This window comes from Kitasatospora sp. NPDC001527 (assembly GCF_040298605.1).
In the GTDB taxonomy this organism is placed as follows: Bacteria; Actinomycetota; Actinomycetes; order Streptomycetales; family Streptomycetaceae; genus Kitasatospora.
Genome location: NZ_JBEPAM010000003.1, coordinates 265,050 through 280,889, shown reverse-complemented (window position 1 = coordinate 280,889; position 15,840 = coordinate 265,050). Strand labels below are relative to the sequence as shown.

Here is a 15,840-nt window from a genome sequence, read left to right as displayed (position 1 = left end):
CGCCGGGCCGCGCCCGCCTGAGTACCCGTACTCAGCCGGGCGCGGCCTGGCTACCCAAACGCCTGGTCAGTCCTCCCCGGGCGCCGCGTCGACCGGGACCGCGTCGGTCGGCGCCGCGTCGACCGGCGCCGCGTCGACCGGGACCGGGACGGCCGCCGCCGGGGCCGCGCCCGCCGGGGCGGTGGCGGCGTCCGGGCCGACGGTGGACAGCAGCTGCCGGGCCAGCCCGAGCCCGGTGCCGCCCATCGCGAGCGCCTTGGCGAACAGCTCGCCCATTCCGTCGGCCCCGTTGAGCAGCACCATGTGCTCGACGTTGCCGAAGGACTCCGCCGCGGCCGCCACGATCTGCGGCCACTTCTCCGCCAACTCCTGGGCCACCACCGCGTCCTGGTTCTCGGACAGGGCGGCGGCACGGGCCTTGATGCCCTCGGCCCGGGCCAGCCCGATCGCCCGCGCCGCCGCGGCGTCGGCCAGACCGCGCGCCTCGGCCGCGGAGGCATCCGCCTGGCCGGTCGCCGTGGTCGCCTCGGCCTGCGCCAGACCGCGCAGCCGGGTCGCCTCGGCGTCGGCCTCGGCCCCGATCCGCACCCGGCTGGCCTCGGCGGCCGCCGCCAGCTCGGTCTCCCGGGCCTGCGCCTGCGCGGCCGAGATCCGGGCGTCGCGGGCCGCCTCGGCGGTGGTGCGGGTGTCGTACGCGCGGGCGTCGGCGGGCTTGCGCACGTCGATCTGGAGCTGCTGCTCCTTGCGCCGGGCCTCCAGCTCGGCGACCCGGGTCTCCTGGACCACCACCTCCTGCCGGGCCGCGGCGTCGGCCAGCGGCCCGGCCTGCCGGGCGCGGGCGGTGGCGGTGTCCATCTCGGCCTGGTACGAGGACTGCTGGATCTCGCTGTTGCGGGTCGCCTCGGCCTTGCGGGCGGCGGCCTCCTGCTCGGCCTCGGTGGCCAGCCGGTCCGCCTCGGCCTGGGCGATCCGGGCGTCGCGCTGGACGGCGGCGGCGTGCGGGATGGCGAGGTTCTTGATGTAGCCGGTCGGGTCGATGATCTCCTGGATCTGCAGGGTGTCGATGATCAGTCCGAGCTTCTCCATCTCCAGCCCGGAGGCGGCCCTGGTCTCGCCGGTGAGCCGCTCGCGGTCGCGGATCATGTCCTCGACGGTGAGCCCGCCGACGATCGAGCGCAGGTGGCCGGCGAAGACGTTGTGGACGCGCTGGCTGATCAGTTTCTGCTGGTCCAGGAAGCGGCGGGCGGCGTTGGCGATCGAGACCTCGTCGTCGCCGACCTTGAAGATCACCACGCCCTTCACCCGGACCGGGATGCCCTGCGTGGTGACGCACTCGACGTTCAGTTCGGCCTCGTTGAGGTCCAGCGACAGCCGCCGGACCCCCTGCAGGCCGGGGGTGACGAGGGTGCCGCGGCCGGTGACGATCCGGAAGCCCAGACCGTCGCCGACCCCCTCGGTGCGGTGCCGGGAACCGGAGATGATCAGCGCCTCGTTCGGCTCGGCCACCCGCCACATGAGTTTGAAGAGCGCGATCCCGATGATCAATGCCGCGGCGACCGCCCCGGCGATGACGAGTCCCATGGTTCAACTCCCCCTTCCGGCGCAGGAGATGCGCCGAATCGGATTGTCCGCCCGGGCCGGATCGGGGGAAAGGGACGTGACATGACGGTCAGTCACAAGACCGTCACCGGAGGGTCATCGGAGTGTCACGGACTGATCGGCGCCACGTACACCGTCCTCGGCGGCTGGTACTCGATCACCACCACCGGCGTCCCGACCGTCAGCCGCTCGCCGGGCACGGCCAGGTAGGCGAGGAACGCCTCGGTGCCCTGACGCTCCGGCACGTGCACCATCACCTCGCCGACCAGCCCCGCACCGACCGCCCCGGTGACCCGCCCCGTGCTCCCGACCACACCGGCCTCCTCGCCTCGTCCGCTACGGGGCCAGTCTGCCCGCAGCGGCGCCCGCGCGCCCCCCGTTCACCGTCCGGACCTCGCCGTTCCCCCTCCCGGACCCGCTCTGGACCTCCGGCGATCGGCTCGCTACGGTGTTGGACGTCATGCGCGGGCAACACCGCCTGCGGACGCGGGAGCTCGGAGCACCGGGCTGAGAGGGCGCTGAACGGGACGTCGACGGACGGACCGGCGGCTGCGTCGACCGCAGGAACCTGACCGGGTAATGCCGGCGTAGGGAGTAGTAGGTCCGATGACCACCTTTGAGGCACAGCCGCAGTCTGCCCAGCCCCGCTCCGCCGAGGACCGGTCCGGCCCCGGGGCCGCCGTCACCAGCGCCGGCACCGGCTACCCGACCCCGGCCTGGCGCAAGGCCCACCGCGAGGGCTCCCGCCCCGACCTGCGCGTGCCGTACCGCGAGGTCGTGCTCACCAACGGGAGGACCGTCCCGCTGTACGACACCTCCGGGCCGTACACCGACCCGGACTACGAACCCGACGTGCGGCGCGGCCTGCCCGCCCTGCGCGACGCCTGGATCCGCCAGCGCGGCGACGTCGAGGAGTACGACGGCCGCGAGGCGCGCCCCGAGGACGACGGCATCCGGCACACCTCGCCGCGCGGCGGCGACCTGCGCAACCTCGACGCCGTCTTCCCCGGCCGTCCGCGCCGCCCGCTGCGCGGCCGCGACGGCGCCGCCGTCACCCAGCTCGGGTACGCCAAGCGCGGCATCGTGACCCCGGAGATGGAGTTCGTCGCCCTGCGCGAGGGCCTGGCGCCCGAGTTCGTCCGCGAGGAGGTCGCCCGCGGCCGCGCCGTCATCCCGGTGAACGTGAACCACCCGGAGGTCGAGCCGGCGGTCATCGGCACCAACTTCCTGGTGAAGATCAACGCCAACATCGGCAACTCCGCCGTCACCTCCTCGATCGAGGAGGAGGTGGAGAAGATGACCTGGGCCACCCGCTGGGGCGCGGACACCGTCATGGACCTCTCCACCGGCCGCAACATCCACACCACCCGCGAGTGGATCCTGCGCAACTCCCCCGTGCCGATCGGCACCGTGCCGCTCTACCAGGCGCTGGAGAAGGTCGACGGCAAGGCCGAGGAGCTGAGCTGGGACGTCTACCGCGACACGGTCGTCGAGCAGTGCGAGCAGGGCGTCGACTACATGACCGTGCACGCCGGCGTGCTGCTGCGCTACGTGCCGCTGACCGCCCGCCGCAAGACCGGCATCGTCTCGCGCGGCGGCTCGATCATGGCCGCCTGGTGCCTGGCGCACCACGAGGAGAACTTCCTCTACACCAACTTCGAGGAGCTCTGCGACATCCTCGCGCGCTACGACGTCACCTTCTCCCTCGGTGACGGCCTGCGCCCCGGATCGATCGCCGACGCCAACGACGAGGCGCAGTTCGCCGAGCTGCAGACGCTGGGCGAGCTGGGCCGGATCGCCCGCGCCAAGGACGTCCAGGTGATGATCGAGGGCCCGGGCCACGTCCCGATGCACAAGATCAAGGAGAACATGGATCTCCAGAAGGAGATCTGCGACGAGGCCCCGTTCTACACCCTGGGCCCGCTCACCACCGACGTCGCGCCCGGCTACGACCACATCACCTCGGGCATCGGCGCGGCGATGATCGCCTGGTGGGGCACCGCGATGCTCTGCTACGTCACCCCCAAGGAGCACCTGGGCCTGCCCAACCGCGACGACGTGAAGACCGGCGTCATCACCTACAAGATCGCCGCCCACGCCGCCGACCTCGCCAAGGGCCACCCCGGCGCCCAGGCCTGGGACGACGCCCTCTCCGACGCCCGCTTCGAGTTCCGCTGGGAGGACCAGTTCAACCTGGCCCTCGACCCGGAGACGGCCCGCGACTTCCACGACGAGACCCTCCCCGCCGAGCCCGCCAAGACGGCCCACTTCTGCTCGATGTGCGGTCCGAAGTTCTGCTCGATGAAGATCAGTCAGAAGATCCGCGACGAGCACGGCGACGGTTCGACGGCGGTCGGTTCCTCCTACGGGGCCGAGGCGCTGGCCGGCATGGCCGAGAAGTCCGCCGAGTTCGCCGCCCAGGGCAACAAGGTCTACCTCCCGCTGGCCGACTGACGGTCCGGTGCGGCCCGACGGCTGCCGCTTGCGGGGACCGGCCGGTCCCCGCAAGCGGCAGCCGTTCGTCAGGCGGCGTCCTCGGGGTACCAGCGGAGTTCGACGGTGTTGCCGTCCGGGTCCTGGACGTAGACGGAGTTGGCGTTGCCGCGGGCGCCGTAGCGCGGGACGGGGCCCTCCAGGACGGTGAAGGCGCCGGAGTCGATGACCTCCTGCCAGTCGAGCGGGTCGACGGTGAGACAGATGTGGTCGACGTTGGACTCGCCGCGCGGACGGTTGGTCAGGTCGATGATCGTCTCGGGGGTGATCCGGATGGACGGGAAGGGGGCCTCGCCGGCCCGCCATGCGTCGACGCGGACCGGTTCGAGGCCGAGCAGGCCGCTGTAGAACTCCAGTGAACGTTCGACGTCGCGGACGTTGAGCACGAGGTGGTCGAAGGCCTTCACGCGGAGGGTGGCCATGGTGGCTCCAGTCGGGGAGGGACGCGGTCGGATGGCGTCCTCCACGATCCGCCGGTCGGCCGCCGTGATCAAGCCCCCTTTTTTGTCGACTTGTATGGAATTCCCGCCGGGAAATAGTTCATTGACATCTCAATATGATCATCGGATAGTCTGCGCCCGCGCGGTGGGGGGAATCCCCGCGTAGCCGCCCGAATCGCGGCCTTTTCGGATCATCGAGGTAAATGTGAGAATTCGCCATGTGCTCATGGCGGCGGCGCTGGTCGCGTCGCCGATCGCACTGACCGCCCCCGCCGCCCAGGCGGCCGGCGGCGACCGGGCATTCAGCCTCCGGATGGACGGACTCGCCTCCGTCGAGCCCGGCGGAGGCTGGTCCGAAGGGTCAGTGACGGTCAGGAACGACACCGACAAGCTCTCCGTCGACGAGCACCTGCTGATCGTGATCGGGTCCCAGTGGCTCGGCCCGGACCAGGTCGTGGTGGAGTATGCCGACGGTGCCTCCGGTGCGTGGCAGCCGGTGAAGCTGACGGCCCAGGACCTGGGCGGCGGGACCGGCGGCTACGAGGGCGTCGCGGCCGACGTCACCGGTGCCGCCGTGGAGCTGCAGCCGCACGCGGAGCGCACCTTCAAGCTGCGCTTCAAGGTGGTTCAGACGAAGCACCGGGGCCCGGCGGTGGACATCGGGTTCGAGACCTTCCTCGCCTCCCGGTTCAGCCAGGGCGGCCAGGTCGCGGAGCGGGTGGCGGAGGCCGCCCGGATCGTCAAGGTCAACGGCCTCACCACGACCATCGAGGGGCTGCCGAAGTCGATCCCGGCGGACGGCAGGCCGCACCCGTTCAAGGTCTCGATCAAGACCGCGAACAACTTCGACTGGCACATCACCACCGCCTCCTTCTTCCTCTGGGCCGGCCAGGGCGTCGGTTCGATGGAGGGCCCGGCGGCCTGTGACGCCGAGGTGGACGTCCAGGACCCGAAGGACGGCAGCTGGCACCGGGTGGACCTGGGCGCGGTCGGCATGACCGGCGGCACCGTCGACGTGGCGAAGTGGGCGACCGGACCGGTCGACAACAAGGTGCTCAACGCCCGGATCACCCTGGGCAAGAACTTCAAGCTCGACCCCTCGGACCCGAAGCTCGGCTTCGGCTACTTCCCGGGGGCCGGTCCGGTGCTCTTCTGGACCACCGAGCGGCTCGCCACCACCCCCGTCGACGGCGCGCCCGACTGCGTGAACCCGAACGCGCCCGTGCCGAGCGCCCGGCCCAGCACCACCCCGAGCATCACCCCGAGCGCCGCGCCGAGCACGGCCGCCGCGCCGAGCGCCGCGCCGAGCAAGGCCGCCTCGCCGACCGCGACCCCGACGGTGGTCAAGGCCGCGGCCAAGCCCTCCCCGACCACGACGGCGGACCGCCGGACCGAGCTGGCCGACACCGGCTCCTCCCCCGCGGTCCCGGCGGGCATCGCCGCCGCCCTGCTCGCGGTCGGCGCCGCCGCCCTCGCGCTGGTCCGCCGCGCCCGCCGGGGCTGACCCCCGCCGGGCCCGGCCGCCCGACCCGTACCGCCCCGGAAGGCCCGCGCCTTCCGGGGCGGGCCGCAGTGGTCAGATCGGCAGGCGGGAGACCAGCAGCCGGCCCTCCATCGTCACGCCGCCGTCCATGGCGACGGCCAGGTCCTCGGCGTAGACGTACGGGCCCGGGACGTGCGGCGGCATGCCGTCGTCGGCGTGCACCGCGCCGGTGAGGTACGGGATCGGGCTGTGCCCGTGCACCACGCGCGCGCCGCCGTAGGTGTCCAGCAGCTCGCGGACGGCCATCGGGCCGGCGTCGCCGCGGAAGGCGAAGCGCTTGGTGAACCGGCGGAAGCAGTCCCACCACTCGTCCACGCCCTCGTCCGCGAGCAGGTCGTGGACGGCGTCGTTGACCTCGGCGATGGACTCGCCGTACTCCAGGTAGGCGGTGGTGTCGGAGTGCAGCAGCAGGTGGCCGTCCTCCAGGGCGATCGCCGGGAGCCGGGAGAGCCAGCTGATGTGGTGCGCCTCCAGGCGTTCCAGGTCGTTCTGCTGGCCGCCGTTGAGCCGCCAGGCGGCGAGGAAGGAGGCGGTGCCGGCGGTGGACTGGACCGGTTCGTCGCCGTACCTGGCGGCGCCCAGGAAGAGCAGTTCGTGATTGCCCATCAGGGCACGGCAGTAGCCGCCGGCCGCGGCGGCCTCGGCGGCGAGCTGCATGACCAGGTCGATGACGCCGATGCCGTCCGGGCCCCGGTCGGTGAAGTCCCCGAGGAACCAGATCCGGGAGCGGCCGGCCGACCAGTGGCCGTCGGCGTCGATGAGGCCCTGGTGGCGCAGCTCGGCGCGGAGCTCGTCGAGGTAGCCGTGCACGTCGCCGACCACGTAGAGCGGGCCGGGCGGCTCGCCGGGGCCGGGGGCCGGGTACGGGTGGTAGGGCAGGCCGGGTTCGGCCAGCGGGGGGCCGAGCTCGATGGTCGGCGGGTCGTCGCTCTGCGCGCCGGGGTGGCCGCCGTGCGCGGGGGACGGGTGGTCGGGCAGGGTCGGCTCGTAACCGGCGTGGCCGTCGGGGCCGTTGTGGGCGTGCACGGTGTGGCCGTGCTCGGGGCCGGCGGCCGGCCAGTGCTGTTCGAGGTAGCGGGCGCCGCCGTAGCCGCTGTAGGTCTCGGCCTCGTAGCCGCCCCCGGAGTACTCGGCGACGGGTTCCGGTTCGTAATAGGTGCCGTACGGCAGCACGTCGAGGTCCGGCTGGTGGCGTGGGCCTGAGTCCGGGTGTTCAGGCCCGGGGAAGCGGTCCTCGGGTGTCATTCGCCCATCATAGGAAGACCACTCTCCCGGCGTCGTCACCTGGTGGGTATCCAATCCTCCGGAGCGTCAGCCGGTCGGTCCGTCAGGTCCGATTTGTCCCGACTCGGCAGGGGGTGGGCCACACACCCGGCGGGTGCGGCCCGGGGTCACACCTCGCCCGGCGGGCGGGGCGGGCTGACCGTGGTGCGCGGGCTCCGCCGTTGGGAGGAGGCGCGGACGATGAGTTCGGTGGGCATCAGGGTGCCGGGCGGCGGGCCGGTGCCGGCGGTGCGGAAGCGGGGCGGGAAGAGCCGGGCGATGTCGACGCCGGTGCCGGAGTCCACCCCCTCGATGGCGTCGATCAACAGGTTCACCACGGTGGTGCCGATCCGGCGCGGTTTGAGCGACAGGGTGGTGATGGGCGGCTCGGTGCTCGCGTACACGTCGCTCTCGCTGCAGCAGACCAGCAGGAGGTCGTCGGGCACCCGCAGGCCGTAGCGGCGGGCGGCGGCGAGCAGGTCGGTGCCGTTGGGGTCGAAGAGGCCGTAGACGGCGTCCGGGCGGTCGGGGCGGGCGAGCAGCCGGTCGGCGGCGACGGCGCCGGAGGCCGGGTCGTGCGCGGGGTAGGTCTCGTAGACCGGCTCCTGGCCGACCTTGGCGCACCAGCCGAGGTAGGCCTCGGTGGAGAGCCGGGTGTAGGTGTCGGTGCTGGTGCCGGTGAGCAGGCCGATCCGGCGGGCGCCGGCCTCGGAGAGGTGGTCGAGGATGCCGAGCACGGCGGCCTCGTGGTCGTTGTCGACCCAGGCGGTGACCGGGCAGTTGCCGGGCTTGCCGTCGCTGACCACCGGGACGCCGGACCGGTACAGCTCGCTGACCAGCGGGTCCTGGTCGGGCGGGTCGATCACCACGGTGCCGTCCAGGGCGATGTTGCCCCAGACGTCGTGCCGGGAGGAGGCGGGCAGCACCACCAGCGCGTAGCCGCGGCCCAGGGCGGCGCTGGTGGCGGCCCGGGCCATCTCGGCGAAGTAGGCGAACTCGGTGAAGGTGAACGGCTCTTCGCCGTAGGTGGTGACGGTCAGACCGATCAGTCCGGACCGTCCGGTGCGCAGGGTCCGTGCGGCCGCCGAGGGGCGGTAACCGAGGCGCTCGGCGACTTCGCGCACCCGGCTTCTGGTCTCGTCGGGCAGGCGGCCCTTCCCGTTCAGCGCGTCGGAGACGGTGGTGATCGACACTCCGGCGGCTGCTGCCACATCCCGGATGCCGGCCCGCTCCAGACGCCGTGAGGTGGTGGGTCGCCGACCGCTCTGGTTGGCTGCTGCTGTCATGGCGGACCGATCGTATGGCTCCTGACAAGGGTCTGTGACCGGCGCATTGGGAGCCTGTGGAGATACGTTTCTCCACGAGTGAGCCCGTGTGCGCCCCTTCGATCCCCGCACGAAACCAGCCGGTTTACCTCTGACATGTGCCAAAGGAACCCGGCAGAATGGCTGATCTGCACGTGTAACCCGACCGGGCATCTCACTCCTACGGGTGAGTGGGGTCGGTATCGTTCAGGGCACCCGACCGGGGTGGACCGGGTGCGTTCCGATTCCCGGGCACGGCGGCGATCCCGACCGTGGCGGGCGAACGCAGCGGAATGACAGAAGGAGAGCGACCGTGACCGCAGCACAGGGCCCCCGCCTCAGGCCGACCCTGGACGGCATCCCCACCTACAAGCCGGGCAAGCCCGCCGGCGCCGACGCGTACAAGCTGTCGTCCAACGAGAACCCCTACGAGCCGCTCCCCGGCGTGCTCGAGGCGGCGGTCGCGGCGGCCGGCAAGCTCAACCGCTACCCGGACATGGCCGTCACCGACCTGACCGCCGTGCTGGCCGAGCGCTTCGGCGTGCCGGCCGAGCACATCGCCACCGGCACCGGCTCGGTCGGCGTCGCCCAGTCGCTGATCCTCGCCACCGCCGGCCCCGGCGACGAGGTGATCTTCGCCTGGCGCTCCTTCGAGGCCTACCCGATCATCACCCAGGTCGCCGGCGCGACCCCCGTCCCGGTGCCGCTCACCGCCGGTGGCGACCACGACCTGGACGCGATGCTCGCCGCGGTCACCGAGCGGACCCGGCTGATCTTCGTCTGCAACCCCAACAACCCCACCGGCAACGTGATCCACCGCGCCGAGCTGGAGCGCTTCCTGGACGCCGCCCCGGCGGACGTGCTGATCGTCATCGACGAGGCGTACATCGAGTTCATCCGCGACCCCGAGGTGCCCAACGGCATCGACCTCTACCGCGACCGCCCGAACGTCTGCGTGCTGCGGACCTTCTCCAAGGCCTACGGCCTGGCCGGGATGCGGGTCGGCTTCGCGATCGCGCACGAGCCGGTGGCCAACGCCCTGCGCAAGACCGCGGTGCCGTTCGGCGTCACCCAGCTCGCCCAGGACGCGGCCGTCGCCTCGCTGCGCGCCGAGGACGCCCTGATGGTCCGGGTGGACGCGCTGGTCGAGGAGCGGGGCCGGGTGGTCGCCGCTCTGCGCGCCCAGGGCTGGGAGATCCCGGACTCGCAGGCCAACTTCGTCTGGCTGGAGCTGGGCGAGCGCTCGCAGGACTTCGCGGCGGCGTGCGCCGCGGCCGGCGTGATCGTCCGCCCGTTCCCCGAGGGCGTGCGGATCTCGATCGGCGAGGTCGAGGGCAACTCGATCTTCCTCGCGGTGGCGGAGGCGTTCCGCAAGGAGCTGTAGCCCGACCCGCGTCCGCGGCGGAGCGTGGCCGGCCCGGTGGGGCCGCCCGCTCCGCCGCGGCGTTTGCGGGGGAGGGCCCGGTGCCGCCGCCCCGGCCCGCCGCCGGAGCCGTGCGCACACCACCCACGCCCGCCCCGTGGGTCCGTCCGTACAAAACCGCCCGATAAGGTGTTAATCCAACATTCATCGATGGCCCATACCCTCCCCGGGCTAGCCTCGAGCTGAAACGCCATCGTCCGACCGGGAGGCGGAACCCCCGTGCAAGGCACTGTGTCGACACCAGGAACCCCGGCGGTGAGCAACGGCGGCCCGGGGGAGGCCTTCCTCCTCGTCGTCGACGACGAACCGAACATCCGCGAGCTGCTGTCCGCCTCGCTCCGCTTCTCCGGCTTCCGGGTGGCCTCCGCCGCGACCGGGGCCGAGGCGCTGCGCCTGATCGCCGCCGACCGCCCGGACCTGGTCGTCCTCGACGTGATGCTGCCGGACCTCGACGGCTTCACCATCGTCGAGCGGCTGCGCGAGCAGACCAGCCGCGGCCTCATCGCCGGCCCCTCCCACGGCCACCCCGGCGACCACCTGCCGGTGCTCTTCCTCACCGCCAAGGACGGCGTCGGCGACAAGGTCCAGGGCCTCGCCGCGGGAGCCGACGACTACGTGACCAAGCCGTTCAGCCTGGAGGAGCTGATCGCCCGGATCCGCGCCATCCTGCGCCGCTCCGGCGGGCCGGCCGAGGACGGCCGGCTGATCGTCGCCGACCTCGTCCTCGACCCGATAGCCCACGAGGTCACCCGGGGCGGCAGCGTCGTCGCGCTCTCCCCGACCGAGTTCAAGCTGTTGCACTACCTGATGGCCAACGTCGGCCGGGTGGTCTCCAAGGCGCAGATCCTCGACCACGTCTGGGCCTACGACTTCGGCGGCGACCTCTCGATCGTCGAGTCCTACATCTCCTACCTGCGCCGCAAGCTCGACTCCGGCCCGGCGCACGGGCCCAAGCTGATCCACACCGTGCGCGGCATCGGCTACGCCCTGCGCCGCCCGCCGCAGAGCTGAGCAGCACCGAGTTGACCGCCGCAGAACCGGCCACCGCAGGACCGGCCAGCGCAGGACCGGCCACGGCGGAGCCCGACCCGGCGCGCCGCCGCGGCCGGCTGTCGCTGCGCGCCCGGCTCCTGGTGCTCGCGCTCGCCCTGGTCGCCACCGGACTGGTGGTCAGCGACACCGTGGTGCTCGGCACCGTCCGCCACCAGCTGGTGCAGCGGCTCGACGAACAGCTGGAGCGCTACGGCGAGTCGCTCGCCCACCGCGCCCCGTCCCGGCTCAACTGGCCGGACGCCAAGCAACAGCAGCAGCCGTCGATGGGCGGCAAGCGCACGCAGTACCTGGCCGCGCTGCCCAGCCAGTACCTGGTCCAGTACCTGTCCGCCGACGGCAAGGTGCAGTTCGCGGTGCGCCAGCCGGTCTCCGACAACGACCCGGCGCCGCAGCTGGCCGGCTTCGACCCGGCCCGGGTCGAGGCCGGCACCCCCTTCGACCTGCCCGACCAGCGCGGCGGCCGGGACCGCTGGCGGGTCCTGGTCGTGCCGCTGCAGCGGCAGAGCACCCCGGTGGCCGGCCCCTTCGCCGCGCCCGCGCCCGCCTCCGCGTACGTGATGGTCGCCGTCTCCCGGGAGGACGTCGACGGCACCGTCGAGCGGCTGCGCACCGCCTTCCTCGGCATCGGCGGCGCCGTCCTGGTGCTGATCGCCGCGCTCGGCTTCTTCGCCGTGCGGGCCGGCCTGCGGCCGCTGCGCCGGATCGAGGAGGGCGCCCAGCGGATCGCCGCCGGGGAGCTCTCCCACCGGATGCCGGCCCTCCCGCCGCACACCGAGGTCGGCCGGCTCTCCACCGCGCTGAACGGCATGCTGGCGCAGATCGAGTCCGCGTTCGCCGCCCGCGCGGAGTCCGAGGCCCGGATGCGGCGGTTCGTCGCGGACGCCTCGCACGAACTGCGCACCCCGCTGGCCGGCATCCGCGGCTTCGCCGAGCTGTACCGGATGGGCGCCCTGCCGACCGAGGCCGACGTGCGGCGCACCATGGGCCGGATCGAGAACGAGGCGGTGCGGATGGGCGCGCTGGTCGAGGACCTGCTGGTGCTCGCCCGGCTCGACGAGGAGCGCCCGCTCGACCTCGCCCCGATGGACCTGCGCACGCTCGCCGCGGACGCCCTGCACGACCTCGTCGCGCTCGACCCGAGCCGCCCGGTCGCCCTCACCGGCCCGGACGGCAGCGGCCCGCCCGGGCCCGCGCCGGTGCTCGGCGACGAGGCGCGGCTGCGCCAGGTGGTCACCAACCTGGTCGGCAACGCCGTCAAGCACACCCCGTCCGGCACCCCGGTGCGGATCGGCGTGGGCACCGGCGACGGCCTCTGCCTGCTGGAGGTCGCCGACTCCGGCCCCGGTCTCACCGCCGACCAGGCCGCCCTGGTCTTCCACCGCTTCTACCGCGTGGACGCCTCCCGCAGCCGCCACGACCGCCGCGGCGGCGCCGGCCTCGGCCTCGCCATCGCCACCGCCCTCACCCACGCCCACGGCGGCGCCCTCACCCTCCACACCACCCCCGGCACCGGAGCCACCTTCCGCCTCGAACTCCCCCACCAGCGCTGAAACCCCCTGATCGAGTGAACCTCGATGCATCACCCCCGCCATCCGCCGTCGGCGTGTGAGGGTACGGCCGTGGCTTGTGCGGTACTGCGCAGGCTGATCACACTGGACGGGAATGAGGGGTGTCTCAATGTTCGCGCTCGTAGCCGAGGAGACCGTCGTGGACCTGGACCAGGCGCTGTGGCAGGTGTGGAAGGCGATGGAGGTCCCCGAGGGCTTCCACGCGGAGATCATCGAAGGAGCCATCGAGATGTCACCTGCAGGCGGGGCCCGGCACATGATGATCAACCGGCGGATGTTCCTCGCCCTCCATGACCATCTGCGGGGCACCGGGTGGGCTCCGGGGAACGACGGGAATGTCATCAGCGGCCTCAAGGTCACGATTCCCCACGTCTACGTGGCGCCGGACGACCTCGAGGAGATCGTGCATCCCGAGGGCCTGGGGATCCTTGCCTCCGGCGTCGCCATGATGGTCGAGACCGTCTCGCCCGGACACAAGAACCGCCAGCGCGACCGCGTTCTCAAGCACCGCGCCTACGCGACCGCCGGCATCCCCGTCCACGTGATCATCGACGACTACGACGACGGCGGCGCCGTCACCGTCCTCACCGGTCCCGACCCGGAGCGCGGCGCCTACGCCCGATCGGAGCGGACGCCCTACGGCGCGGAGGCGGTGATCCCGGAGGGACCCGCGAAGGGGTTCGCGATCGGTCCGGCGATCACCGGGGGCCGACAGGACTGACCTTCTCGTCCGGGAGTCCCTGGGCGAGGATAGGGATCATGACGACTCCTCATGCCCCTGCTCCCGTCCCCTCCGCCGGTGCGGCCGGTACCTTCCTGCTCGGTGGTGAACGGCCGGTGTCCCGGATGGGGTTCGGCGCGATGAAGCTGCCCTCCCGGGACTGGGAGGGCCCCGCCTGCGACCCGGAGCAGAGCCTGCGGGTGCTGCGCCGGGCGGTGGAGCTGGGCGTCGACCACATCGACACCGCCTGGTTCTACTTCTTCCGCGACGTCTCCGCCAACGACCTGATCCGGCGGGCCCTGCACCCGTACCGGGACGGCCTGGTGATCGCGACCAAGGTCGGCCCCGGCCGCGAGCCGGACGGCGGCTGGATGGACCCGGCCGACCGGGACGCCCTGCGCGCGGCCGTCCACCGCAATCTGCGCGAGCTCGGTGTGGACCACCTCGACCTGGTCTACCTGCGCCGGCTGCCCAGCCAGTCCTCGATCGCCGAACCCTTCGCCGCGCTGGCCGAGTTGCGCGAGGAGGGGCTGATCCGCCGGCTCGGCGTCAGCAACGTGAACGCGGCCCAGCTCGCCGAGGCACGGGCGATCGCCCCGGTGGTCGCGGTGCAGAACAGGTTCAGCGTGCTGGAGCACGACGAGGCCGACGACCGGCTGCTGGCCGACTGCACCGGGCGCGGCACCGCCTTCGTGCCGTTCTACCCGCTGGGCGGCAGCGGCGTGCCCGACCACCCCGCCCTGCGCCGGGTCGCCGAGCGGCACGGCGCCACCCGGGCCCAGGTGATGGTGGCCTGGCTGCTCGCCCTCTCGCCGGCGGTCCTCGCCATCCCGGGCACCTCCTCGCCGGCGCACCTGGAGGAGAACGTGGCCGCCGCCTCGCTGCGCCTGGACGCGGGGGACCTCGCGGACCTCGCCGAGCTGAAGGCGCCCGCCCGGTAGGACCGTCTGATCAATCCCGCGTCTGGTTTCCCCGCCGGCCGGCCGGGAACAGCCACGCCCGTACGCGAAGGTTCCACAACTCCCAGGCGAGGTCCGGATGACAGCGTCAGCACCACGTCCCGAGGTGTCCTTCCGACGGGACCTCTCGGAGTGGCGGATCGTGCTCGTCGCCTGGCGGCTGCTGGTGCTCCAGGCCTCGCATCCGGTGGTCGCGGCCGGGATGGCGGAGCACTCCGCCTACCGCGGCCACCCCTGGCGCCGGATCGAGCACACCCTCGGCAGCGGGCAGCGGCTCTTCCAGGCCGACCAGGAGCAGCTCTGGCGCGAGGTCCAGCGGCTCGACCGGGCGCACCGGCGGATCCACGGCACCGCCGAGGACGGCCGGGAGTACGACGCCCGCGACCCCGCCACCCGGGCCTGGGTGCTCCTCACCCTCTTCGAAGCGGTCGCCGCCATGCGGGAGCTGAGCGGCCGGCCGTACTCGGCGGAGGAACTGGAGGCGCTGTACCGGGAGTTCGCCGAGATCGCGGCGGTGTTCGGGCTGCCGGCGGGGGAGTTGCCCGCGACCGCCGCCGAGCTGCCCGGCTACCTGCGGCGGACCACTGCCGAGCGGCTGGAGTTCACCGGGGCGGCGCGGCACCTGCTGTACGACTTCCTGCACGAGGCGCCCTGTCCGCGCCGGCTGCGCTTCCTCGGGCCGGCCGGCTGGCGGGTGCTGCGGTCGGTGGTGGCCCGGGTGGTCACCGAGCTGACCGTCGCGGACCTCCCGGCGGTGTACCGCGAGCGGTTCGGGCTGGTCCCCACCCGCCGCGGGGCGGTGCTGTCCCGGGTGCTGCACCGCGGCGGCCGGGCGGTGCTGACCGGGCTGCCGGACCGCTACCGCTACCGCGCCCCCGGTGTGCGCCCGCCGTCCCGGCCCCGGCGGATGCCGCGCCAGGACACCCGGCCGCCCCGGCTGGAACGGTTCTTCCGGGAGGTCCTGGACCAGACCGGGGACGGTCACCTCACGGTCCGCGACTTCGCGTGCATGGCGCACAACGTCTGCTGGCAGCTGGAGCTCTCCGAGGCCGGCGAGGCCCGGGTGCACGCCGCGTTCGAGGCGTGGTGGGAGCAGCTGCGGGCGACCATGGACACCGACGGCGACGGCCGGATCGGCCGGGCCGAGTACGTCGCCGCGACGCTGGCCGGCTGCGACCGCGACCCGGCGTACCTGGAGGGCGGCCTGCTGCCCGCGCTGCGGGCGGTGTTCGAGGCGGCCGACGCCGACGGGGACGGTCTGATGGACTTCGCCGAGTACCGGGTGCTGTTCGACGGCCGGCGGGTGCATCCGGCCGAACTCTCGCACGGCTTCCGCCAGCTGGACACCGACGGGGACGGCGTGATCACCGTGGCGGAGTTCCTGCGCGGCTTCGTCGACTACTTCACCGCCCGCGCCCCCTCCGCTCCCGGCACCCAGCTCCTCGGGCGGGCGTAGCCGTGCCCGGCCCTCGGA

The 15,840-nt window shown here is 73.0% G+C and carries 13 protein-coding genes; 8 read left to right on the top strand and 5 right to left on the bottom strand.

Annotated elements, in window-relative coordinates; all coding sequences use genetic code 11:
- Window positions 1-66: 66 nt before the first annotated feature.
- Both ABT238_RS04935 and ABT238_RS04930 read right to left on the bottom strand, forming a co-directional pair.
- On the bottom strand, window positions 67-1,581 hold the full coding sequence (locus tag ABT238_RS04935) for an SPFH domain-containing protein (protein WP_350755560.1): 1,515 nt from the start codon (window positions 1,579-1,581) through the stop codon (window positions 67-69).
- A 125-nt stretch (window positions 1,582-1,706) separates the two neighbouring features.
- Window positions 1,707-1,913 carry an NfeD C-terminal domain-containing protein gene (locus ABT238_RS04930; RefSeq protein WP_350755559.1) on the bottom strand — a complete coding sequence of 69 codons (207 nt, stop codon included), beginning with the start codon at window positions 1,911-1,913 and terminating at the stop codon, window positions 1,707-1,709.
- A 292-nt stretch (window positions 1,914-2,205) separates the two neighbouring features.
- Here ABT238_RS04930 and thiC point away from each other — a divergent pair, with 292 nt between their 5' ends.
- Window positions 2,206-4,053 carry a phosphomethylpyrimidine synthase ThiC gene (gene thiC, locus ABT238_RS04925; protein ID WP_350755558.1) on the top strand — a complete coding sequence of 616 codons (1,848 nt, stop codon included), beginning with the start codon at window positions 2,206-2,208 and terminating at the stop codon, window positions 4,051-4,053.
- Window positions 4,054-4,121: 68 nt separating this feature from the next.
- Here thiC and ABT238_RS04920 read toward each other — a convergent pair whose 3' ends face one another.
- Window positions 4,122-4,514, bottom strand: coding sequence for a VOC family protein (locus ABT238_RS04920; protein ID WP_350560475.1), 393 nt, complete (start codon window positions 4,512-4,514; stop codon window positions 4,122-4,124).
- A gap of 223 nt (window positions 4,515-4,737) precedes the next feature.
- On the opposite strand from ABT238_RS04920, the gene ABT238_RS04915 reads away from it, so the two are divergent.
- A complete protein-coding gene (locus tag ABT238_RS04915) occupies window positions 4,738-6,036 on the top strand; it encodes a hypothetical protein (RefSeq protein WP_350755557.1) in 1,299 nt (432 codons plus the stop codon).
- A 72-nt stretch (window positions 6,037-6,108) separates the two neighbouring features.
- Here ABT238_RS04915 and ABT238_RS04910 read toward each other — a convergent pair whose 3' ends face one another.
- Window positions 6,109-7,320, bottom strand: coding sequence for a metallophosphoesterase (locus ABT238_RS04910; RefSeq protein ID WP_350560471.1), 1,212 nt, complete (start codon window positions 7,318-7,320; stop codon window positions 6,109-6,111).
- Between the two features lie 146 nt (window positions 7,321-7,466).
- Window positions 7,467-8,624 (bottom strand): LacI family DNA-binding transcriptional regulator, encoded by a 1,158-nt coding sequence (locus tag ABT238_RS04905; RefSeq protein ID WP_350560469.1) that lies wholly within the window; start codon window positions 8,622-8,624, stop codon window positions 7,467-7,469.
- Window positions 8,625-8,955: 331 nt separating this feature from the next.
- On the opposite strand from ABT238_RS04905, the gene hisC reads away from it, so the two are divergent.
- The 6 genes from hisC to ABT238_RS04875 all read left to right on the top strand — a co-directional run bounded on the left by hisC (window position 8,956) and on the right by ABT238_RS04875 (window position 15,822).
- Entirely contained in the window at window positions 8,956-10,026 is a 1,071-nt protein-coding gene (gene hisC / locus ABT238_RS04900) for a histidinol-phosphate transaminase (RefSeq protein WP_350755556.1), read from the top strand.
- A 294-nt stretch (window positions 10,027-10,320) separates the two neighbouring features.
- Window positions 10,321-11,076 carry a response regulator transcription factor gene (locus tag ABT238_RS04895; RefSeq protein ID WP_350560465.1) on the top strand — a complete coding sequence of 252 codons (756 nt, stop codon included), beginning with the start codon at window positions 10,321-10,323 and terminating at the stop codon, window positions 11,074-11,076.
- Between the two features lie 11 nt (window positions 11,077-11,087).
- Window positions 11,088-12,668, top strand: a complete 1,581-nt coding sequence (locus tag ABT238_RS04890) for a sensor histidine kinase (protein WP_350755555.1) — start codon at window positions 11,088-11,090, stop codon at window positions 12,666-12,668.
- A gap of 127 nt (window positions 12,669-12,795) precedes the next feature.
- The gene (locus tag ABT238_RS04885) at window positions 12,796-13,407 is read left to right on the top strand and encodes a Uma2 family endonuclease (protein WP_350755554.1); all 612 of its coding nucleotides are present in this window, start codon (window positions 12,796-12,798) and stop codon (window positions 13,405-13,407) included.
- Between the two features lie 38 nt (window positions 13,408-13,445).
- A complete protein-coding gene (locus ABT238_RS04880; RefSeq protein ID WP_350755553.1) occupies window positions 13,446-14,348 on the top strand; it encodes an oxidoreductase in 903 nt (300 codons plus the stop codon).
- Between the two features lie 124 nt (window positions 14,349-14,472).
- Complete coding sequence (locus ABT238_RS04875; protein ID WP_350560457.1) at window positions 14,473-15,822, top strand: oxygenase MpaB family protein; 1,350 nt, start codon at window positions 14,473-14,475, stop codon at window positions 15,820-15,822.
- The last annotated feature ends 18 nt before the right edge of the window (window positions 15,823-15,840 follow it).

Bases quoted from the DNA above. Each gene is read 5' to 3' on its own strand.
- ABT238_RS04935 (WP_350755560.1), bottom strand. From the start codon at position 1,581: ATGGGACTCGTCATCGCCGGGGCGGTCGCCGCGGCATTGATCATCGGG.
- thiC (WP_350755558.1), top strand. From the start codon at position 2,206: ATGACCACCTTTGAGGCACAGCCGCAGTCTGCCCAGCCCCGCTCCGCC.
- ABT238_RS04920 (WP_350560475.1), bottom strand. From the start codon at position 4,514: ATGGCCACCCTCCGCGTGAAGGCCTTCGACCACCTCGTGCTCAACGTC.
- ABT238_RS04910 (WP_350560471.1), bottom strand. From the start codon at position 7,320: ATGACACCCGAGGACCGCTTCCCCGGGCCTGAACACCCGGACTCAGGC.
- ABT238_RS04905 (WP_350560469.1), bottom strand. From the start codon at position 8,624: ATGACAGCAGCAGCCAACCAGAGCGGTCGGCGACCCACCACCTCACGG.
- ABT238_RS04885 (WP_350755554.1), top strand. From the start codon at position 12,796: ATGTTCGCGCTCGTAGCCGAGGAGACCGTCGTGGACCTGGACCAGGCG.
- ABT238_RS04880 (WP_350755553.1), top strand. From the start codon at position 13,446: ATGACGACTCCTCATGCCCCTGCTCCCGTCCCCTCCGCCGGTGCGGCC.